General features: G+C 40.7%; 16 protein-coding genes. 8 read left to right on the top strand and 8 right to left on the bottom strand.

Features of this window, described 5'->3' with window-relative positions:
* Positions 1-206 precede the first annotated feature (206 nt).
* Complete coding sequence (locus ACPZ3T_RS17755) at positions 207-452, bottom strand: hypothetical protein (protein WP_490270789.1); 246 nt, start codon at positions 450-452, stop codon at positions 207-209.
* Between the two features lie 539 nt (positions 453-991).
* On the opposite strand from ACPZ3T_RS17755, the gene ACPZ3T_RS17760 reads away from it, so the two are divergent.
* On the top strand, positions 992-1,309 hold the full coding sequence (locus ACPZ3T_RS17760) for a P-II family nitrogen regulator (RefSeq protein ID WP_490270790.1): 318 nt from the start codon (positions 992-994) through the stop codon (positions 1,307-1,309).
* A 961-nt stretch (positions 1,310-2,270) separates the two neighbouring features.
* On the opposite strand, the gene ACPZ3T_RS17765 is transcribed toward ACPZ3T_RS17760, so the two are convergent.
* Positions 2,271-2,453 (bottom strand): DUF4278 domain-containing protein, encoded by a 183-nt coding sequence (locus tag ACPZ3T_RS17765; protein WP_490270791.1) that lies wholly within the window; start codon positions 2,451-2,453, stop codon positions 2,271-2,273.
* Between the two features lie 393 nt (positions 2,454-2,846).
* Between ACPZ3T_RS17765 and ACPZ3T_RS17770 the strand changes: the two genes are divergently transcribed.
* Complete coding sequence (locus ACPZ3T_RS17770) at positions 2,847-4,901, top strand: hypothetical protein (protein WP_490270792.1); 2,055 nt, start codon at positions 2,847-2,849, stop codon at positions 4,899-4,901.
* Between the two features lie 202 nt (positions 4,902-5,103).
* Here ACPZ3T_RS17770 and ACPZ3T_RS17775 read toward each other — a convergent pair whose 3' ends face one another.
* From ACPZ3T_RS17775 to ACPZ3T_RS17800, 6 genes are all read right to left on the bottom strand, one after another.
* On the bottom strand, positions 5,104-6,801 hold the full coding sequence (locus tag ACPZ3T_RS17775) for an alpha/beta hydrolase (RefSeq protein ID WP_490270793.1): 1,698 nt from the start codon (positions 6,799-6,801) through the stop codon (positions 5,104-5,106).
* 607 nt (positions 6,802-7,408) lie between these two features.
* On the bottom strand, positions 7,409-8,329 hold the full coding sequence (locus ACPZ3T_RS17780) for a DMT family transporter (RefSeq protein ID WP_490270794.1): 921 nt from the start codon (positions 8,327-8,329) through the stop codon (positions 7,409-7,411).
* A gap of 202 nt (positions 8,330-8,531) precedes the next feature.
* Entirely contained in the window at positions 8,532-9,707 is a 1,176-nt protein-coding gene (locus ACPZ3T_RS17785; RefSeq protein WP_490270795.1) for a GNAT family N-acetyltransferase, read from the bottom strand.
* Positions 9,708-9,926: 219 nt separating this feature from the next.
* Positions 9,927-10,559: a TetR/AcrR family transcriptional regulator gene (locus ACPZ3T_RS17790; protein ID WP_490270796.1), complete on the bottom strand. Its 633-nt coding sequence runs from the start codon at positions 10,557-10,559 to the stop codon at positions 9,927-9,929.
* Positions 10,560-10,779: 220 nt separating this feature from the next.
* Positions 10,780-11,271 carry a GNAT family N-acetyltransferase gene (locus tag ACPZ3T_RS17795; RefSeq protein WP_490270797.1) on the bottom strand — a complete coding sequence of 164 codons (492 nt, stop codon included), beginning with the start codon at positions 11,269-11,271 and terminating at the stop codon, positions 10,780-10,782.
* Positions 11,272-11,286: 15 nt separating this feature from the next.
* Positions 11,287-11,409: a hypothetical protein gene (locus ACPZ3T_RS17800; RefSeq protein WP_490270798.1), complete on the bottom strand. Its 123-nt coding sequence runs from the start codon at positions 11,407-11,409 to the stop codon at positions 11,287-11,289.
* A 317-nt stretch (positions 11,410-11,726) separates the two neighbouring features.
* Here ACPZ3T_RS17800 and urtA point away from each other — a divergent pair, with 317 nt between their 5' ends.
* The 6 genes from urtA to rppA all read left to right on the top strand — a co-directional run bounded on the left by urtA (position 11,727) and on the right by rppA (position 17,935).
* Positions 11,727-13,043 carry an urea ABC transporter substrate-binding protein gene (gene urtA, locus ACPZ3T_RS17805; protein WP_490270799.1) on the top strand — a complete coding sequence of 439 codons (1,317 nt, stop codon included), beginning with the start codon at positions 11,727-11,729 and terminating at the stop codon, positions 13,041-13,043.
* Between the two features lie 259 nt (positions 13,044-13,302).
* The gene (gene urtB, locus ACPZ3T_RS17810) at positions 13,303-14,463 is read left to right on the top strand and encodes an urea ABC transporter permease subunit UrtB (protein WP_490270800.1); all 1,161 of its coding nucleotides are present in this window, start codon (positions 13,303-13,305) and stop codon (positions 14,461-14,463) included.
* A gap of 39 nt (positions 14,464-14,502) precedes the next feature.
* A complete protein-coding gene (urtC, locus tag ACPZ3T_RS17815) occupies positions 14,503-15,621 on the top strand; it encodes an urea ABC transporter permease subunit UrtC (protein WP_490270801.1) in 1,119 nt (372 codons plus the stop codon).
* The gene (gene urtD / locus ACPZ3T_RS17820) at positions 15,596-16,342 is read left to right on the top strand and encodes an urea ABC transporter ATP-binding protein UrtD (RefSeq protein WP_490270802.1); all 747 of its coding nucleotides are present in this window, start codon (positions 15,596-15,598) and stop codon (positions 16,340-16,342) included. The genes urtC and urtD overlap by 26 nt, the downstream gene beginning before the upstream one ends.
* A gap of 69 nt (positions 16,343-16,411) precedes the next feature.
* Positions 16,412-17,110: an urea ABC transporter ATP-binding subunit UrtE gene (urtE, locus tag ACPZ3T_RS17825; RefSeq protein WP_490270803.1), complete on the top strand. Its 699-nt coding sequence runs from the start codon at positions 16,412-16,414 to the stop codon at positions 17,108-17,110.
* A gap of 132 nt (positions 17,111-17,242) precedes the next feature.
* Positions 17,243-17,935: a two-component system response regulator RppA gene (gene rppA, locus ACPZ3T_RS17830; protein ID WP_490270804.1), complete on the top strand. Its 693-nt coding sequence runs from the start codon at positions 17,243-17,245 to the stop codon at positions 17,933-17,935.
* Positions 17,936-17,974: the final 39 nt, after the last annotated feature.

The raw sequence follows: 17,974 nt of genomic DNA on the forward strand, positions 1-17,974 counted from the left end.
CCTGGTCAATGTGAATTGCGATCATAGATTTTTATCTATACATTGTTGCTATTAAACTTCAGTTATCAGGTGTATCGACGTAGGTTTAGACCCGCTACTAACGCCTTCCACCAATTAGTGTGGTGTTTCCTCCAAGATTTAACTGAGAACTTTTTACTGTTTACTGTTTAAGAAGTGCAGTCATAGAAAGCACTTCTTTGTCAAAGCTAATCAATCTGCATTTCGGAGGGAGTTGTTGACGGCACAGAAGTTGTGGACGGACTGTGACTGGCGAGGTTAAACCATCCCACCGCCAGTATGAGACCAAACCCACAGCCCAACAAAAAAGTCCAGGCGTGAGACGAATCAAGTACGCACAGCAGGCGGCGATCGCTACTATATACCTGCACTAGCCAACCTTCACTGGTGTTGTCAAATCTGGTTCGCATTTTAGTTGAGTCAAACTTGTTCATCTATGCTTTTGCCTTGAACGATATTCTTACGTTTATATTTAGAAGCGCATCAAGAAATTGGAGAAGAAATCCAGCTTGTAATTCTTCCTTGATTTCAGATATTAGATGTCAGAACGGCAGATATGTGCTTCACTTTATCTTAAAAGCCGTACAAATTTGCGATCGCTCTACATTGATCTGCTAACTAATTTCAAATTCAAATCATAAGTTTTCCTTTTATTCTCAGAAAACCCATATATTCTCTGATCAATGTAAATTGCAATCATAGACCTTTATCTATACGTTGTTCCTATTAAGAAGGGCTTTCTATAACTGCACTTGCCAAATTGCGTTAGATAGTGCTGCCAATCGCAGTTGGCTATATCGTCAAAAAGATAAGTGTTTGTTATCAAATACTTCCGCTAATCTGAGTCAATTTTTCTCAACTGAGGTGAGTAGATTTGCCCATCTTTAGCATAAACTTAAATATATAGTTCAAAGCAAGACTCTGTGGTTTTGCCTTGAAGTGTCGTAATAGAAAGTATCAGGAGGTAAACCACATGACCCAGAAAGCCAGCAAGCTCGTCATCGTTACAGAAAAGGTGCTGCTGAAAAAGGTCGCCAAGATCATCGACGAAGCCGGTGCTACCGGTTATACGGTGGTGGCGGCTGGAGGTAAAGGCAGTCGTGGCGTGCGCTCGTCGGGACAACCCAACGTTGGCGACATCTACACCAATGTAAAGTTTGAGGTACTCACCCCGAATCGAGATATGGCCGTGAAGATTTCAGATGAGGTCGCAGCGCAGTTTTTCACAGATTATTCGGGCATCACCTATATCTGCGACGTGATGGAGGTACTGTACGCGCACCAGTTCTGAGTCAAAACCCCAGCAATTCTCCTTTTGGCAAGAAGTTGTTCAAGCAGTGGGAATCTCGGTTTGGTATTGTAATGACATCTGAGAAATCCAAGAGAGCTAGAGCGGTTGCAAAAACGGGATTTGTTCAACACCATCTTCGGTTCATTTCGGCAGCGTTTGTCGTCGCTACCGGACAAACGCGCGGACAAAAACACTCGCTACGGGATGGAAAATGCTGCTTTGAGCGCGTTTAGCGTGTTGCTCACCCAAAGCGGAGAGCGATTTTTTTCGGCAGGTGAGAATGGTAATGTGGTGAGATGACCCAATAAACTGCGTACACCAGAACACATGAAAAAGTCTTTCCCTTATACCCCTATACCCTTACACCCCTATACCCCTTTTCCAAGTCAGAACGAGTTGAAGAAAACGAACTATGTTAAGTAATGTAAAAAGACTAAGATTGAGTTCGTAGTAAGGACTTTAGTCCTGATTTGAGAACTAAACTTCTCTCTAGAAACCTTTAATTATTTACCCTGTTCTACTTAGCTGAACTAATTTGGTTATATTGCAACTGCAATAACTATGTCGATGTAGAAAAATTATGTAGTTAGTAAGCTAAAAACCCTGGCTTTTAATGCTTCTAGCTATTTAAATTTGTTTTCACTATAAAAGTAGCCGAAAAACCGAAATTTACTTATTACTTATTACTCACTACTTGTTACTTATTACTTATTACTTAGAGATGATTTATAAAGTAAAGCTTAAATTGTAGGGTGCGTTATAGCAACGCGTAACGCACCATAATCACACGGTGCGTTACGGCAATTTATACTTTCGCTCATACTCAAATGCTCACACTGCCGTAACACAACGGCAATAAAGCGAGAACTCAGAGCGGCGGCTTCCGCCGTAGACGCTTTAGCGGATTGCCGCAGGCATCTGAACTTTGGTGGGGAGGAAAATCCACACCCTACGCCCTACACTAAACCCTACTCATATAGGTAACACCTCGATATTTCAGTTGCAATTGAGGTTGAGATGCAACTGTTGTAGGTTTGGCAATTTGGTAACTAACTCCACGATACTTGGCTGTGTTCAAATCTTGCTGTTGTGCTATTTTTGTGGAGCTAAATTCATAATAAGAACCGCGATAAGACAGTAACATAAGTTAATTCCTGTGTTGAAATAGCGTTTACTTTTATCACCATAGATTCAATGTTTTATCAAGTCGATACATAAAAGTTATGCAGTTTTTACCAGAGAACAAAGATTAATTTGACCACTGACAGACTTAACTCACATCACCAAGTCCTTAACTTTTCTGTATCGACACAACCAGGAATTTTCTAGGATACTCCAGCTATACAACAGTTCTAAAAATCATGACGGTAATAAATGGGTAGACATCGTAGCCAACGTTTTGGTTAACGACTTCCCGATAACAATATCTCAAATGTAGGGTGCGTCAGTGTGAAAACACCTAACTATACCGAGAAATTATTGCTACTGACGCACCCTACTAAATAAATCAATCATTTACTCATCAAAGGATACTCACATGGCAACTTTTACAGTCACTACACTCAATGATGTTGTTGATGCCACAGACGGGCTATTAAGTTTACGAGAAGCGGTAACAGCCGCAGAAGCCCTACCTGGAACTGATACGATCGCCATTAATAGCATTGCTCTACTAAATAGCCCAATTGTCATCAGACCAGGCAATAACATTAACTTCCAGGGGAATGGCACTAGCTCTAGTGGCTTCAATGGACAGGGGCGCACTTCTATATTTCTCATCAATAACAGCACTGTTACATTTAATGATCTGCACATTAACAGGGGTCTTGCTCAAGGAGGAAATGGCAGTCGAGGCGGTGGTGGCGGTTTAGGGGCTGGAGGCGGCCTGTTTCTGAATCCAGGTGCTAATGTCACCGCAGATAATGTGGTGTTTTTTGATAACCGCGCAGTCGGAGGTAATAGTTTTGCTGGTCGTGGTGACGGTGGGCGGGGTGGAAATGATTCCTCGGCTGGAAGCAATGGCTTTCCGGGTGGTAGTGGTGGCTTACCAAGTTTCTTCGCTATTGGAGGGATAGTCCCAACGAGCGGCGGTAGTGGTGGTGTGGGCGGACGAATAGTCGGAAGTACAGGTTTGGGAGCTGGTGGCGGTTTCGGTGGTCGCTCAGGAGGCTTTGGGGTCGCTGGTGGTAGTGGCGGCGGTGGTGGTGGCGGTACGGGCGGTGCTGGTGCTTTCCGAGATGCGACTGGTGGCGGTGGTGGCGGCCGTGGTGGTTTTGGTGGCTATGGTGCTGGCGGTGGCGGTGGCGGCGGCGGCGGCGGCGGCGGTGCTAACGTGTTGGGAGGACAAGCTCGCCCCGGTGGTGCTGGCGGTTCTGGGGGCTTAGGTGGCGCATTTGCTGGGGATGGACGCGCTGGAGCTAATGGGACTAATGGTCGCTCAACGTTTACTGGTAACAGTCCAGGTAACGGTGGTGTGGGAGGACAAGGCGGCGGTGGTGCAGGTTTAGGCGGTGCAGTCTTTGTCTCTAACAGCGCAACCTTTAGCGTCAGCAACAGTACATTTCTGTTCAATTCTGCCGTTGGTGGTAGTGGCTTTGAGAATGGTCAAGGACGTGGCGGCGCAATCTTTGTGCAATTCGATGGTAGATTGCGGGATCTAGGTGGGGTGCGTTTCATTCAAAACTCTGCATCAACGGCAAATGCTGATAGCAATATCTATCCAGTCAAAGTCAACCGAGGTGATGGCACGATTGAGGTAGAAGATTTTACAGGTGTAGGTCGGGGCAGTAATCCCTCAGTGGAAGTCAAGGAAACTTTTGACGAACTCATATTTACAGGAGAGGGTTTAGTTGCCAAAAACTTGCTCCTTACCCAAACTGGTGATGATTTAGTTGTCAGTTTTGAAGGGGTTGATGATACCCAAGTGATTCTCAAGGACTTTGCTCTCGAAAACCTGGATAACTTGGCAATTCCTGGTGGTCAACACGGTCAGATTGGTAATATTGTGTTTGATGGTGATGAAACCCTGCAAGATAGTTTTGATGTCTTCAATGGCGACTCTACCCAAAATACAATTTGGAATCGTAACACTGTTACCTTTCTGAATGATTTAGATAATTATGTGCGTGGTTTTGACAACTCCGATGATGTGATTAATGCCCAAGGTGGTGATGACAAGATTTGGGGTTTGAGTGGCGATGATATTTTGCGCGGTGGTGAAGGTAACGACATCCTTCATGGTGGTACTGGTGCAGATATTCTGATTGGTGGTTGGGGAAATGATACTCTGTATTTAGGAAGCGATCGCCATATTGATACGGTCATATATCGCCAGGGTGATGGTAGTGATATTATCCATCAGTTCCAGCGTGGTGCAGGTGGTGACTTATTACAATTTGAAAATGTTGATGCGATCGATGTGGTGGTAAATGGTAGTAATACTTACTTCCATTTAGGTGACGGTATAAATGGTAATGCTGAATTTGGTGCAGGTGAATTATTAGCTGAGTTAAAAGGTGTAACTGGTTTTACTGCCGATAATCTCAATTTGAATCTGGCATCTGGCAATACTGCCCAGTTCTCGTTTGCATAGAAGACAACCTTTTTCTTCCCCTAAACCTCTACACCCTATTTTTAACACCTGCGTCAGTTTTAATTAAGTAAGTCGGCGAGAAAAAAACAAACTACATTAAGTAATGTAAAATTTAATTGAATTGGCTTGTAGTAAGGGCTTTAGCCCTTAAGAGAGGACTAAAGTCCCTACTACAAACCTTGAATTATTCACGCCGTTCTACTTAATATTGTGGGTTAATGGTATTAGCTTCAGCACTTAACCCCTGTGCTAATTCTGTGGTGGTGAGAGATTGAACAATTTTCAAAGCCAGAGAATTAGTAGAAATATTTTTGGCATAAGCTGCACTTAAATAGGGTGCATATTGTCCATTTTTAGCTACATAGGTTTGGAAGAAAGGTAAACTTAAAACATTCATGTAGCGATGTGCTTGCACTGCATCCCCTACTAAATCTTGAGATAAAGCTACTTGCTGGCTACTCGGGTGACTATTGCCAATGGTGGTGAAATGAGTTCCACCCACAAGCATGGCGAGATATTTGGGGGAATTAGCTAGCCAGGAAAAGGGTAAGATTTGCTCATACAAAGCTGGTGCAACTGTATCTTCACTACTACCAATGAGCATCACAGGGATTTTAATCTGATTCATCCCAGCTTTGCCAAAAATAGAACTTGTGATGGGGTTAACTGCGATCGCAGCTTTGACTCGTTGATCTTGTAAGTTATTTAATGGGTAATTATCTTTCAATGCCAAGGCACGACACTGAAATAATAAAGACATATTCCAGGTTTTGTTGAGTTTCTCTGGTTTGCAGTCTTGTTGCAATTGCTCAAAGTTAATTTTACCCCCAGCTAACGCTAAAGCTGTGTAGCCTCCTAAAGATTGCCCAAACACACCCACTTGTTGCAGATTTAATTTACCCTTAAACTCACCATGAGACTGATTACTGATTTCCAATTGATCTAAAATATACTTGACATCTAATGGTCTGTGTTGAAATTCCTCTACTGATATGACATCATTTCCTTGTTGATGCACACGTCGCGCTTGCCCTGCATCACTACCGGGATGATTAGGAACAACTACGGCAAACCCATAAGATGCTAAGTGGCTAGCTAAATACTCAAAGTTACTGCTGTCTGAACCCAAGCCATGAGAAATCACAATTACAGGCGCAGTTTGTTGTATACGTGGAAGATAAATATCAGTTACCAATAACCGATGCCGTGTAGAATCAAACAACCTCAAAGTCTGTTTTTGCGCCGGGATGTTTCCCTGATTGCTTAAATCTGGTAATTGAGATAAACCTTTGGTAGTTTGTATATTAGCAGCTTCTAAATTCGATTTATTCGTAACAACTGCGATCGCCTGATGAGTTTGATGAACAATTTTCTGTAATTCCCTAGCGATCGTGAAACTTTGGGCTAAATTAATATAGATGCCGTCAGCCGGATATTTGCGTAATAAATTTAATAAAGTTAACCCTTCTGGTTCATTAGCTGCTAACACTAACGCGGAACGTAAAGCATTTAATTGTGGTTGTGTTTGTATACTCTTACTTTGAATTACTTCCGCCAACCGCCGCAGTAAAAATTCACCTTGGGGAGTTTGCAGAAATTGCGACAACACTACAGAACTCACTTTTACCGGGGTAGATAAAATTTGCCGCAATTCTTGAAACTGTTTACCAGATAAATATTGCTGAGAAATTGCTAATTCTTCATTGAATACACCTGTTTTGGCGTATGCTTCTAAACTAGCAACAGAAATAGATAACTCTAATCCTGAATAAGAAGTATAGACTCGTTCTGCTGCTATAACTTGATGATGAACTCCCAATGTTGGTAGTAGTGTTGAGAGAACTAACAACAGTGAATGTTTACTAACTTTGTTAGTCCACTTCTTCAATAAACTATTCATTGCTCAACTGTTTTAGTGGTGTAATGCTGATTGTTGGTAGGAATGCTGACACCCAGTTGGATTAATTCGTAATTCGTAATTCGTAATGGGCTGCGCCCCGCTACGCTAACGTAATTCGTAATTAATTATATGTAGTGGACTGAATACGTATTTGTGAGAAAATCAAATATGAGTCATATATTATGCTCAGATTTTGATCATTGTGTTACCTACTGTTAGCTACTATCACAGTCAACAGGATGATTGCTGTGTAATTTAAATGTGTAATAGCGTTACAGATCCAGCAATTTGGCGTAAAAATTCCGCTCTTTACTAGATATACAGGTACAAAAAGATTCACCCTTGCAGAGATGTAAATTGATGCCTGACACTAACGCTAATAATTATAGCAAATGTTAAAAGTCACTGCCTCAGTAGTTTTGATGTAGCTTTAAACGTTAAGTTTTTTTGAGCTTCTTTTTCTCGTATAAATTTAAAATCTTACACCTATAAGTTGCATGATTTGATTTGTCTAAAAAAGCTGTAAACCTTTGCTCCCCTGCCCCCTGCCTCCTGCTCCTTGTCCTCCTGCAATGTGAATATGCAAATTAAATGTCCAACAGCTTACCTATCTCCTATTTTCCTTGAGTGCGATCGCTATTGAACCACCTACTACTAACAATGCACCTAATATACCTAAAATTGTCAGTCTTTCTGGAGGAATTAAACTAGGTGCAATTAGCGATGTTAACTCTACTGCTATTAAGGTGACAATTGGTGCTAATGCTAACACAGCACTGACTCTTGAGGCTTCCCAATGTTCTAAAGATTCGGCAAAAGCACCATAGGCAATGAGTGTATTAAAACCACAGAAAACCAAAGTTATTAAATGAAAATTACTCAGGGTAATAATTGTTTCTATCTTCGCTAAGGGAGTAAATAATACAGCACATCCGCCGTAAATCATCAACATAATATGGGCAGAAGATAGAGACTGTAATAATTGCTTTTGAGCTAAAGCATAGATTGCCCAAACTACTGCCCCTAATACTACCAAAGCACTGCCGAAAACATAGGTATTAGTAGAACTAATTAGATTAGTCATTTGGGCGCGAAAAAATAACACATAACCTAAAGTTAATACACCCACACCTAACCATTGTTGCAAATTGTATCTTTCTTGAAAGATGACTAAACCACCAAAACCTAATAGTAGGGGAGCTAATTGAATAATCACTTCCGCGTTAGCAGGGGAAGTTAACGCTAAACCCTTCATAAACAATAAGTAATTAGCGGCTAACATAAAAGTAGCGATCGCTAATAATTTCCAACTATTAGGACTCAATTGTCTTAAGGGTGGCAATTTACCACGCATCCCCAGATATATAGCTAATAAAATAAACGACACCAAAAAGCGAAACCAAATCACGGTGTACACATCCAAGGTTTGCAGTACCACCTTCAGGGCAATTGGTAGTACACCCCATAAAAAAACAGTTAATAAAGATAACGCCAGCCCGAAACGCCAGCGTCCAGAACTATGGTGCATAATAATAATTCGTAATTCGTAATTTGTAATTCGTAATTTGTAGTTTGTAAGTAGAACGGTGTAAATAATTAAAGGTTTGTAGTAAGGACTTTAGTCCTTAAGAGAGGACTAAAGTCCTTACTACGAACTAAATTCATTTTTTTTACATTACTTTACATAGTTTGGTTTTTTCAAGTCGTTCTACTTAGTTCACCTAGCACTGTTAAAAGAAATCCATCATCCAAGGGGAGGCACTGGCAAATATTTGGGTGGCGGTGGTGAGTGCTGTGGCTGTTGTATTTAGTTTTCCGGCTAGTTGTAGTTGATGGGGAGTAAATAGGCTGGAATATAAGGGTGCTAATGCTTGAATGTCTAGCTTGAAGTCTCCTTTACCTCCTTTGATGACTTCACCCCGGCCGTTGGCAACAGATAAAATAAATTTACCTTGGTTGTGGCTTAATAAGTTATCTTGGATTTCTAAATGTAATTCTGCTGCTAGTTCTGGGGGATAACCACGGCTAGCTAAGGCTTTGCATACATCAACTATTCTTAACATCCAGCGATCGCTCTGGTAAATTTTAGCAGTTTGTTCCGGTAAAACTAATGTTAGAGCATCAGTAATTGAACTTTTCCAGCGTATTTTGTCAATTTGGGAACGATGCTTGGCTAAAAATGACCAAAAGGTAATTACAGCTTCATGGGAAAGCAACACCCAATCTCGCACACCTAATATTGAGCCGTCTTTGGTGCGTTCTTGAATAAAGATGATATAACCTTGGGGTTGGTTTTTTTCACCAATTAAATAACAGTAGACAGTATCCGATGGTTCTGTGTGTAGCAATAATTGCCAGATTCCAGGATGTCTGTCTAAATAACCGTGGGTGAGTTTTGCCTGTTGCTGATGTAGGCTGTGAAATAGCTCGTAATTTTTAGAGTCTACAGCTTGCACAGGTAAACAATTTTCTGTTATCTGAATACTTTGTGTAGGAACTTCCCAAATACAGTAAGTACCCGCTTGTTCGTATCCAGCTTTGCGGTATAGGCGTTGGGTAGCTGGATATAGAACCGAAATCGGGATTTGTTGGGAGTGGATTTCTTGGAGTGCGTTTTGCATAAGTGCGATCGCAGCACCATCTCCACGATATTCTGGAGCAATACCCACAGCCGCAATTCCCGCCATCGGTACACACTCACCACCCCACCACTGAGCCATCGAGTAAATCACCAAGCCACCAGCAACTTGTTGATCTCGATAAATCACACGACAATTATCTAAACCCACAAAATTGGCATAATTTGCACTATCACCAGCCGACATCATAAAACACTGTTCGAGGATATGTCCTAACTGCCCAATATCCTCTGGCTGGGCTTTGGTGTATTGAAATTGAGGTTTCATCGGGTGACTGTTGACTGTTGACTAGTAATACCCATTATTGTTGAAAATCCAATGTATTGGATTCATGTAGTTTCTTATAGGGTGTGTGACGCTGCGAAATTATTTCAACGGAGTCAAGTCGCTTCGCTCCAATTCAAAATTCAAAATTCAAAATTCAAAATTAAATACCTCTCTCCATAATTTTCTTCTTTTTCCCCCTGCCCCCTGCCCCCTGCCTCCTCAACCCTCAGTCTCTATTCCCCTGACAAAAATATCTACACAGCTGGCAATGTATTCCTGACTGCTATAGCTGTGGTTTGGGGATTTGACATCATTACACAACATTCCAGTTAGTAACATTCCCCGAAAGATGTCAACCGCTATTTGTGCATTTATCTCTGCTCTGACACTTCCACGTTTTTGGCAAGATTCCAGGTAAGCTATGAGTTTTTCTCCCAAAGGCCTAGCGGCTTCTTCTATAACTTGCTTGGCGGCTTCTGGATGACGCTTGGCTTCACCGATAAAAGTACGAATTAAGTCTTCTTGTGCCATCAACATGGCATTATACATCTGGGCATAGTTATTGAGATCAGTTCTTAAATCCTGTGTCCATGCTTCCGGGTGAGCGAGGGCTTCAGTTTGCAGTGCGATCGCATTTTCAATCACAGCTTTTAACAGTTGCTCTTTACTAGTAAAATGTCGAAATAACGTTACTTCATTTACACCAGCCACACGAGCTATTTCACGGGTAGTTGCCCCTTGAACACCCAAGCTAGCGAATACTTGTGAGGCAGCCTCTATTAAACGTATACGGGTGAGCGCAGAAGAACGGACAGTTTTAACTATTCTTTGATTTTTAGTAGTTGCTTGCATTATTCAAATTTCATTCAAAAACAGCTTGTCATTAAAACAAATTAGCTCAGGTATGATAAATTAAGGTTTGAAAAAAGTTAAATCAGAATTTTAATACAAAATTTTAATATATTAAAAAAAGTTACTTCAATTGTAATTTGAAATCCCCAGCAATCATACATTTGATAATTTTAATTAATTTTTAATAAATCACCCCTTTACAGCTAACACCATTCAATACTCAACTACTATCTAACTCCTTAGTCATCTCAGTCACAGGCACTACTAAGCCACGCCCTAAATGATGAGGTACTCTTTGAATAGGAATAAATCCCAAACGCAAATAAAAACCTTCAGCATAGAGGCTAGCGGTAGTGACGACACTATCAAAACCTTGACCTAATGCGCTCGTACAAAAATCCTCTACTAAAGTCCGGCCAATTCCTCTTCCTTGATAGCGAGGATGGACATATAAACTAATGAGTTCATTCAAGGTAAAACTGGCAAATCCTGCAATTATCTCATCCTCAATTGCCACCCTGATAGTCTCTAATTGCAGATACTTTAAGATATTAGAGCCATCCGGCTTATCCAAGTGATTACGCCACGCCAAAAGTTCTTGACGAGTATAAAACGTTGTCGGCAGAGCTTTAATTGCAGCAATGTGTATTGCACTCAGTATCCATGTGTCCGCTTCCTGTGCAGGGCGCAGGGATATTTCCTTAGAACTCATTTTTCTCGGATAGCTTTAATACTGTCCCCCTTGTCTCCCTTGTCTCCCTTGTCCTCCTTGTCTCCCTTGTCCTCCTTGTCTCCCTTGTCTCCCTTGTCTCCCTTGTCCTCCTTGTCTCCCTTGTAACACTTGCTTCATCAGAACAAACCTATTCCACAGAGATTTTAATTGCGATCGCTACTCCTCAACAACTTCACTTTGTCAAATTATTACTATACTTACAACATTTATTACATTAAATTTTATTAAATTTATTCTAAAAAACTGAATTTACTGTTGTACCAAATAGGATTTTTGTATACTGTATAACATTTCACAAGTTAAAAATCGCACTAATATCACAGTTTAAAAGTTAATCTTGTGAGATTGGCTGCCATCACTATTCCTTATTCCACAGGTCAAGCTTCTTGCTGTCCTGCACTAGCCAATTCATTGACAGGAAAATTAATCAACAGATGAGTAGACAATTTAAGCGACGCAAGTTTTTAATTTACAGTTCTGCAACTATTGCTAGCAGCATTTTGTTGAAGGCTTGCGCCAACAATACACCAAGCGGTACAAATACACCAACGACCTCTGATAATACTTCACCAGTAGCTGCGGCTAGTGGAGATACCATCAAAGTTGGGATTCTACATTCCCTCAGTGGCACAATGTCCATTAGTGAAAAAAGTGTTGTGGATGCTGAGAAACTAGCAATCAAGGAAATTAATGCAGGTGGTGGGGTCTTAGGTAAACAAATTGAAGCAGTAGTGGAAGATGGTGCTTCTAACTGGGATACTTTTAGAGAAAAAGCCACTAAACTAATTGATCAAGATAAAGTAGCTGTAGTCTTTGGCTGTTGGACTTCCGCTAGTCGTAAGAACGTCAAGCCAGTTTTTGAAAGCAAAGACCATATGCTGTGGTATCCCGTACAGTATGAAGGTCAAGAATGTTCTAAAAACATTTTTTACACAGGTGCAGCACCAAATCAACAAATCGAACCTTCTGTTGATTGGTTGTTAAAAAATAAAGGCAAAGAGTTCTTTTTAGTAGGTTCAGATTACGTTTTTCCTCGGACTGCTAACACTATTATTAAAGCTCAATTGGAAGCTTTAGGAGGCAAAACAGTTGGAGAAGATTACTTACCATTAGGCAATACTGAAGTTACACCAATTATCAGCAAAATTAAGCAAGCTTTACCCAATGGTGGGGTAATTTACAACACTTTAAATGGGGATAGTAATGTCGCTTTCTTTAAACAATTAAAAGGAGCAGGCTTAACACCAGATAAATATCCTTCTATGTCTGTCAGTATTGCCGAAGAAGAAGTGAAAGCCATCGGTGTTGAATATCTTAAAGGACACTATGCTGCTTGGAATTATTTCCAAACAGTAGATACTCCTGCTAATAAGAAATTTGTCGAAGCTTTTAAAAAAGAATATGGTGCAGATCGGGTGACAAATGACCCAATGGAAGCTGCATATATTGCCGTTTATTTGTGGAAACAAGCAGTAGAAAAAGCAGGTACTACAGACTTAGCAAAAGTCCGTGCTGCGGCCTATGGTCAAACCATAGATGCACCTGAAGGTAAAGTAACAGTCAATGCCAATCATCACATCTCTAAAACTGTGCGAATTGGTGAAGTTAGAGATGATGGTTTGTTTGAGATTGTTTACGCAACACCTGCACCAGTTGAGCCAGTTCCTTGGAATCAATTTGTCAAAGAAACCAACGGATATGCTTGTGATTGGTCAGATCCAGCAAAAGGTGGTAAATACAAGAAAGCGTGATTAGTCAATAGTCAATAGTCAATAGTTATTAATGCAAAACCTAACCCCCTAACCCCCTTCCCTAGTAGGGAAGGGGGAATATGTAGAGACGTTTCATAAAACGTCTCTACATTGGTAGGGGAGAGGTACTCTACGAGAAGAGCTTCACTCTATGGAGAGGGGTTTTCCAGATCCTGTGAAAAGTCGGATTGCGAATTAGTTTAATATTCGGGCTGTGGACTATTGACTTATTACTGATAATTATTGAGGAAAAAATTAAGTGTTAATAGGTTTTTTAGATGCTGTATTTAATGGCATTAGCATCGGTTCAGTGTTATTAATTGCTGCCTTGGGATTAGCCATTATCTTTGGCTTGATGGGCGTAATTAATATGGCGCATGGCGAATTGATGATGTTTGGTGCTTATACAACATTTGTTGTGCAGAATGTTTGTAAGCAATTGGGCGGTTTTTGGTTTGAAACTTATATATTTTTGGCGTTAATTATCGCTTTCATTTTCACCGCATTTATTGGATTAATTTTGGAGAGAGGCGTAATTCGTTACCTTTATGGTAGACCCCTAGAAACTTTGTTGGCAACTTGGGGAGTCAGTTTAATTTTTCAGCAGTTTGTTCGGAGTGTAAACTGGGTATTATTTATTGGCTTAGTGTTATTTTCTCTGTTGTTTTTTGGGGGTTTATGGTTTTTAAATTCCCGCACGAATTTAGAGAAAGTTCGTAACTGGGTAGTGGCAGTAATTTTCTTACTATCTTTGGGTATCAGCATCACTACGGGTAATTTATTAAGTCAAAGTTATAAATTAGCGGTTACTCAACCTTGGTTTGGGGCGCAAAATGTGGATGTAACTGCTCCTAGTTGGTTACGAACTGGTGTATCTTTAGCTGGTGTGCAATTGCCATTTGCTCGGTTATTTATTATTGCTTTGACAATAATTTGTGTAGCAGGAATTTATCTATTTTTACAACGTTCTAGCTGGGGTTTAAGAATTAGGTCTGTCACACAAAACCGCAGTATGAGTGCTTGTTTGGGTATCCCCACTCAAAAAGTTGATGCCATTACTTTTGCTTTGGGTTCTGGTTTAGCTGGGGTGGCTGGTTGTGCAATTAGTTTACTCGGTTCGGTAGGGCCAAATACTGGGCAAAATTACATCATTGATACGTTTATGGTGGTGGTTGTCGGTGGTGTGGGTAATTTAGCGGGTACTATTGTCGCTGCTTTGGCTATTGGTACAGCTAACTTTTTAATTGGTTCTGGGACTTTGGCTTTGTTGTTGTCTCCGGTGAAGCCTTTAGCTGATTTCTTGACGTTTTTTGCAACTACAAGTATGGCTAAGGTGATGGTATTTGCGTTGATTATTGTATTTTTACAGTGGAAGCCGGCGGGGATGTTTCCGCAGAAAGGCCGGACTGTTGATGTTTAATGATTTTAATTTCACGCAGAGGCGCAGAGGACGCAGAGGATGAAGAAGGGAGAACGGTTAATATTAATTGAGGTTGGGGTGGTGGTAGCGATCGCACTTATCCTAATTTTGATTATGCCATTGGTGTTGTCGGATTTTCGCTTGAATTTGTTGGGGCGATTTTTGTCTTTGGCAATTGTGGCTTTAGGGATTGATTTGATTTGGGGTTACACTGGTTTACTGAGTTTAGGACATGGTATATTCTTTGGTCTGGGTGGATATGCGATCGCAATGTATCTGAAACTGCAAATCCCAGAGGGTGAATTACCTGATTTTATGGGATTGTATGGTGTGACTGAACTTCCCTGGTTTTGGAAACCTTTTTATTCTTTCCCCATAGCAGTAGCGGCTGTAGTCATTATCCCTGGTTTACTTGCAGGATTATTGGGATATTTAGTCTTTCGCAATCGTATCAAAGGCGTTTATTTTTCAATTTTGACTCAAGCTGCAATTATTGTATTTTTTAACTTTTTTAATGGTCAACAACAATTTTTTAACGGCACAAATGGACTGATAGACTTTAAAACTCTGTTTGGTGCAAATGTCAATACTCCGCAAACAAAATTTGTTTTCTATATCCTAACAGTCTTGTTTCTTGCCATTACCTACGGGGTTTGTCGTTGGTTGACAAGTGGACGCTTTGGCAGATTATTAATAGCTATTCGAGACGATGAAAGTCGGGTGAGATTTTCCGGCTATGATCCTACAGATTTTAAAACCTTAGTCTTTGCAGTTTCGGGTGCGATCGCAGGCATAGCAGGAGCATTTTACACCCTGCAAAGTGGTTCTGTCTCACCTAGAGCAATGGATATTGCTTTTTCTATTGAAATGGTGATTTGGGTAGCCGTCGGGGGACGTGCTACATTAATCGGGGCATTTGTTGGCACATTATTAGTTAATTATGCCCGTGCTTTTTTAAGTGAACAATTTGCTGAAATCTGGCTATTTTTCCAAGGCGCACTATTTTTAATAGTTGTGACAGTTCTTCCTGACGGTGTAGTCGGTTGGTTGCGTCATCAAAATATTGCTCTTTTCAAACGTCCTCAAAAAATTTCTACATATCCCAGCTTAGAAACAGACCCAGAAGTACAAAATGAACGCCAAAATCTTGGAAACTGAAAACGTCACTGTCAGTTTTGACGGGTTTAAAGCCCTCAACCAACTAAATTTTAGTATGGATGTGGGTGAATTACGAGTAGTGATTGGCCCTAATGGTGCAGGTAAAACCACATTTTTAGATGTAATTACAGGTAAAGTACAACCAACAATAGGGCGAGTTTTATTTAAAGGTAAAAACTTACGCTCTATACCAGAACATCAAATTGCCCGGCGAGGAATTGGGCGTAAATTTCAGACACCTAGAGTTTATCTCAACTTAACACCGAGGGAAAATTTAGAAATTACTAGTAACCGTAATAAAAATGTGTTCTCAACATTATTTAGTCGTTCTCAAACCACAGAAAAAAATAGGATTAAAGGACTATTAGAAACCATTGGCTTAACTTCTAAAGCAGACATTCCAGCCGCCTTGTTATCCCACGGCGAAAAACAACGTTTAGAAATTGGAATGTTAGTAGGGCAATCCCCCGATTTACTACTTGTAGATGAACCAGTGGCAGGTTTAACTGATGAAGAAACTTATAATATTGGTGAATTACTGTTAACCTTAGCGCAGAGTCATTCAATTTTAGTAATTGAACATGACATGGAATTTGTCCGACAAATCGCCAAAAAAGTTACAGTTTTACATGAAGGTTCGGTACTTTGTGAAGGTAATTTTGAAGAAGTCCAAAATGACCCCCGTGTGATTGAAGTTTATTTGGGACAACAGCAGGAATAAATTAAGGCAGGGGGCAGGGGGCAGGGAGCAGGGGGAGATAAATAATGACTATTGACTGACTATTAACCAATGCTAAATATATCTAACCTTAACGTTTACTACGGTGAAAGCCATATCCTTCGCAACGTTGATTTGAATGTACCATCAGGGCAAATGGTATGCTTAATTGGACGTAATGGTGTCGGTAAAACAACTCTACTTAAAACAATTATGGGGTTACTAAAACCGCGCACTGGCACTATTAATTTACAAGGGAATTTAATTAACTCAAAATCACCAGACCAAAGGGCAAAAATGGGGATTGGCTATGTTCCCCAAGGACGAGAAATTATTCCTCGTTTGACAGTTAAAGAAAATCTCTTATTGGGATTAGAAGCTAGACAAAAACAAGTAAAAAAAGCCGAAATTCCTGAAGAAATTTTTAGTTTATTTCCTGTGTTAAAAACCATGTTGTCGCGGATGGGTGGTGATTTAAGTGGTGGACAGCAGCAACAATTAGCGATCGCTCGTGCTTTAATGGGACAACCCCAATTACTCGTCTTAGATGAACCCACCGAAGGTATTCAACCTTCCATCATCCTAGAAATAGAAGCCGCAGTCCGCCGCATCATTGAAACCACAGGCATTTCTGTTTTACTAGTAGAACAACACCTACACTTCGTCCGCCAAGCCGATTATTACTACGCCATGCAAAAAGGTGCAATTGTCGCCTCCGGTTCAACCGACGAACTCAGTCAAGACGTAATTCAAAAGTTTTTAGCTGTTTAGGGGTGTAGGGGAGATTGACACTCTCCCTTCGGCTCTAAGGCACTGACGCACCCTACAGTATAAGATTGAGAATACGCTCTCACCCATCTAAATTACACATTTTTTGCTGTTGGCTGTTGCTGACCAAGCACCATGAGAATTTTATTAGTTGATGATGAAGTAGAACTCACTGATCCTTTAAGTCGCGTGTTGACTCGTGAGGGGTACACTGTGGATGCTGCTTATAATGGCACAATTGGCAGGCAAATGGCACAATCAGGCAGTTATGACTTACTAATTTTAGATTGGATGCTACCTGGAAAAACAGGCTTAGACATTTGCGAAGAATTACGTCAGCAAGGTAAGATTACCCCTGTATTATTTCTTACTGCCAAGGATACTCTAGATGACAGAGTAGCAGGCTTAGATGCTGGTGCAGATGACTATTTAGTCAAGCCATTTGAACTGCGGGAGTTGTTGGCTAGAGTGCGTGCTTTATTGCGTCGTTCTACTGCACAGAGTTATGAAACTACCACAGGAAGATTAACTGTAGCTGATTTAGAACTCGATTGTGAAAATCAACTTGCCTATCGTCAAGGAAGGGTAATTGAATTATCCCAGAAGGAAAGCCAGCTATTGCAATACTTTATGGAACATACGGGACAGTTACTCACTCATGCTCAGATTATGGAATCTCTCTGGCAAGGTGAAGAACAGCCGAGCAGTAATGTCATAGCTGCATTAATTCGTCTACTGCGGCGCAAGATTGAAGTAGGTAAGGAAACACCTTTGATTCATACAGTTTATGGTAAGGGCTATCGCTTTGGGACTTCAGGAATGGAATGAAATGAGGTACAGCAACTGATTGAAAAAAGTCATGAGTAA

The organism is Aliinostoc maniaoense (assembly GCF_058172895.1).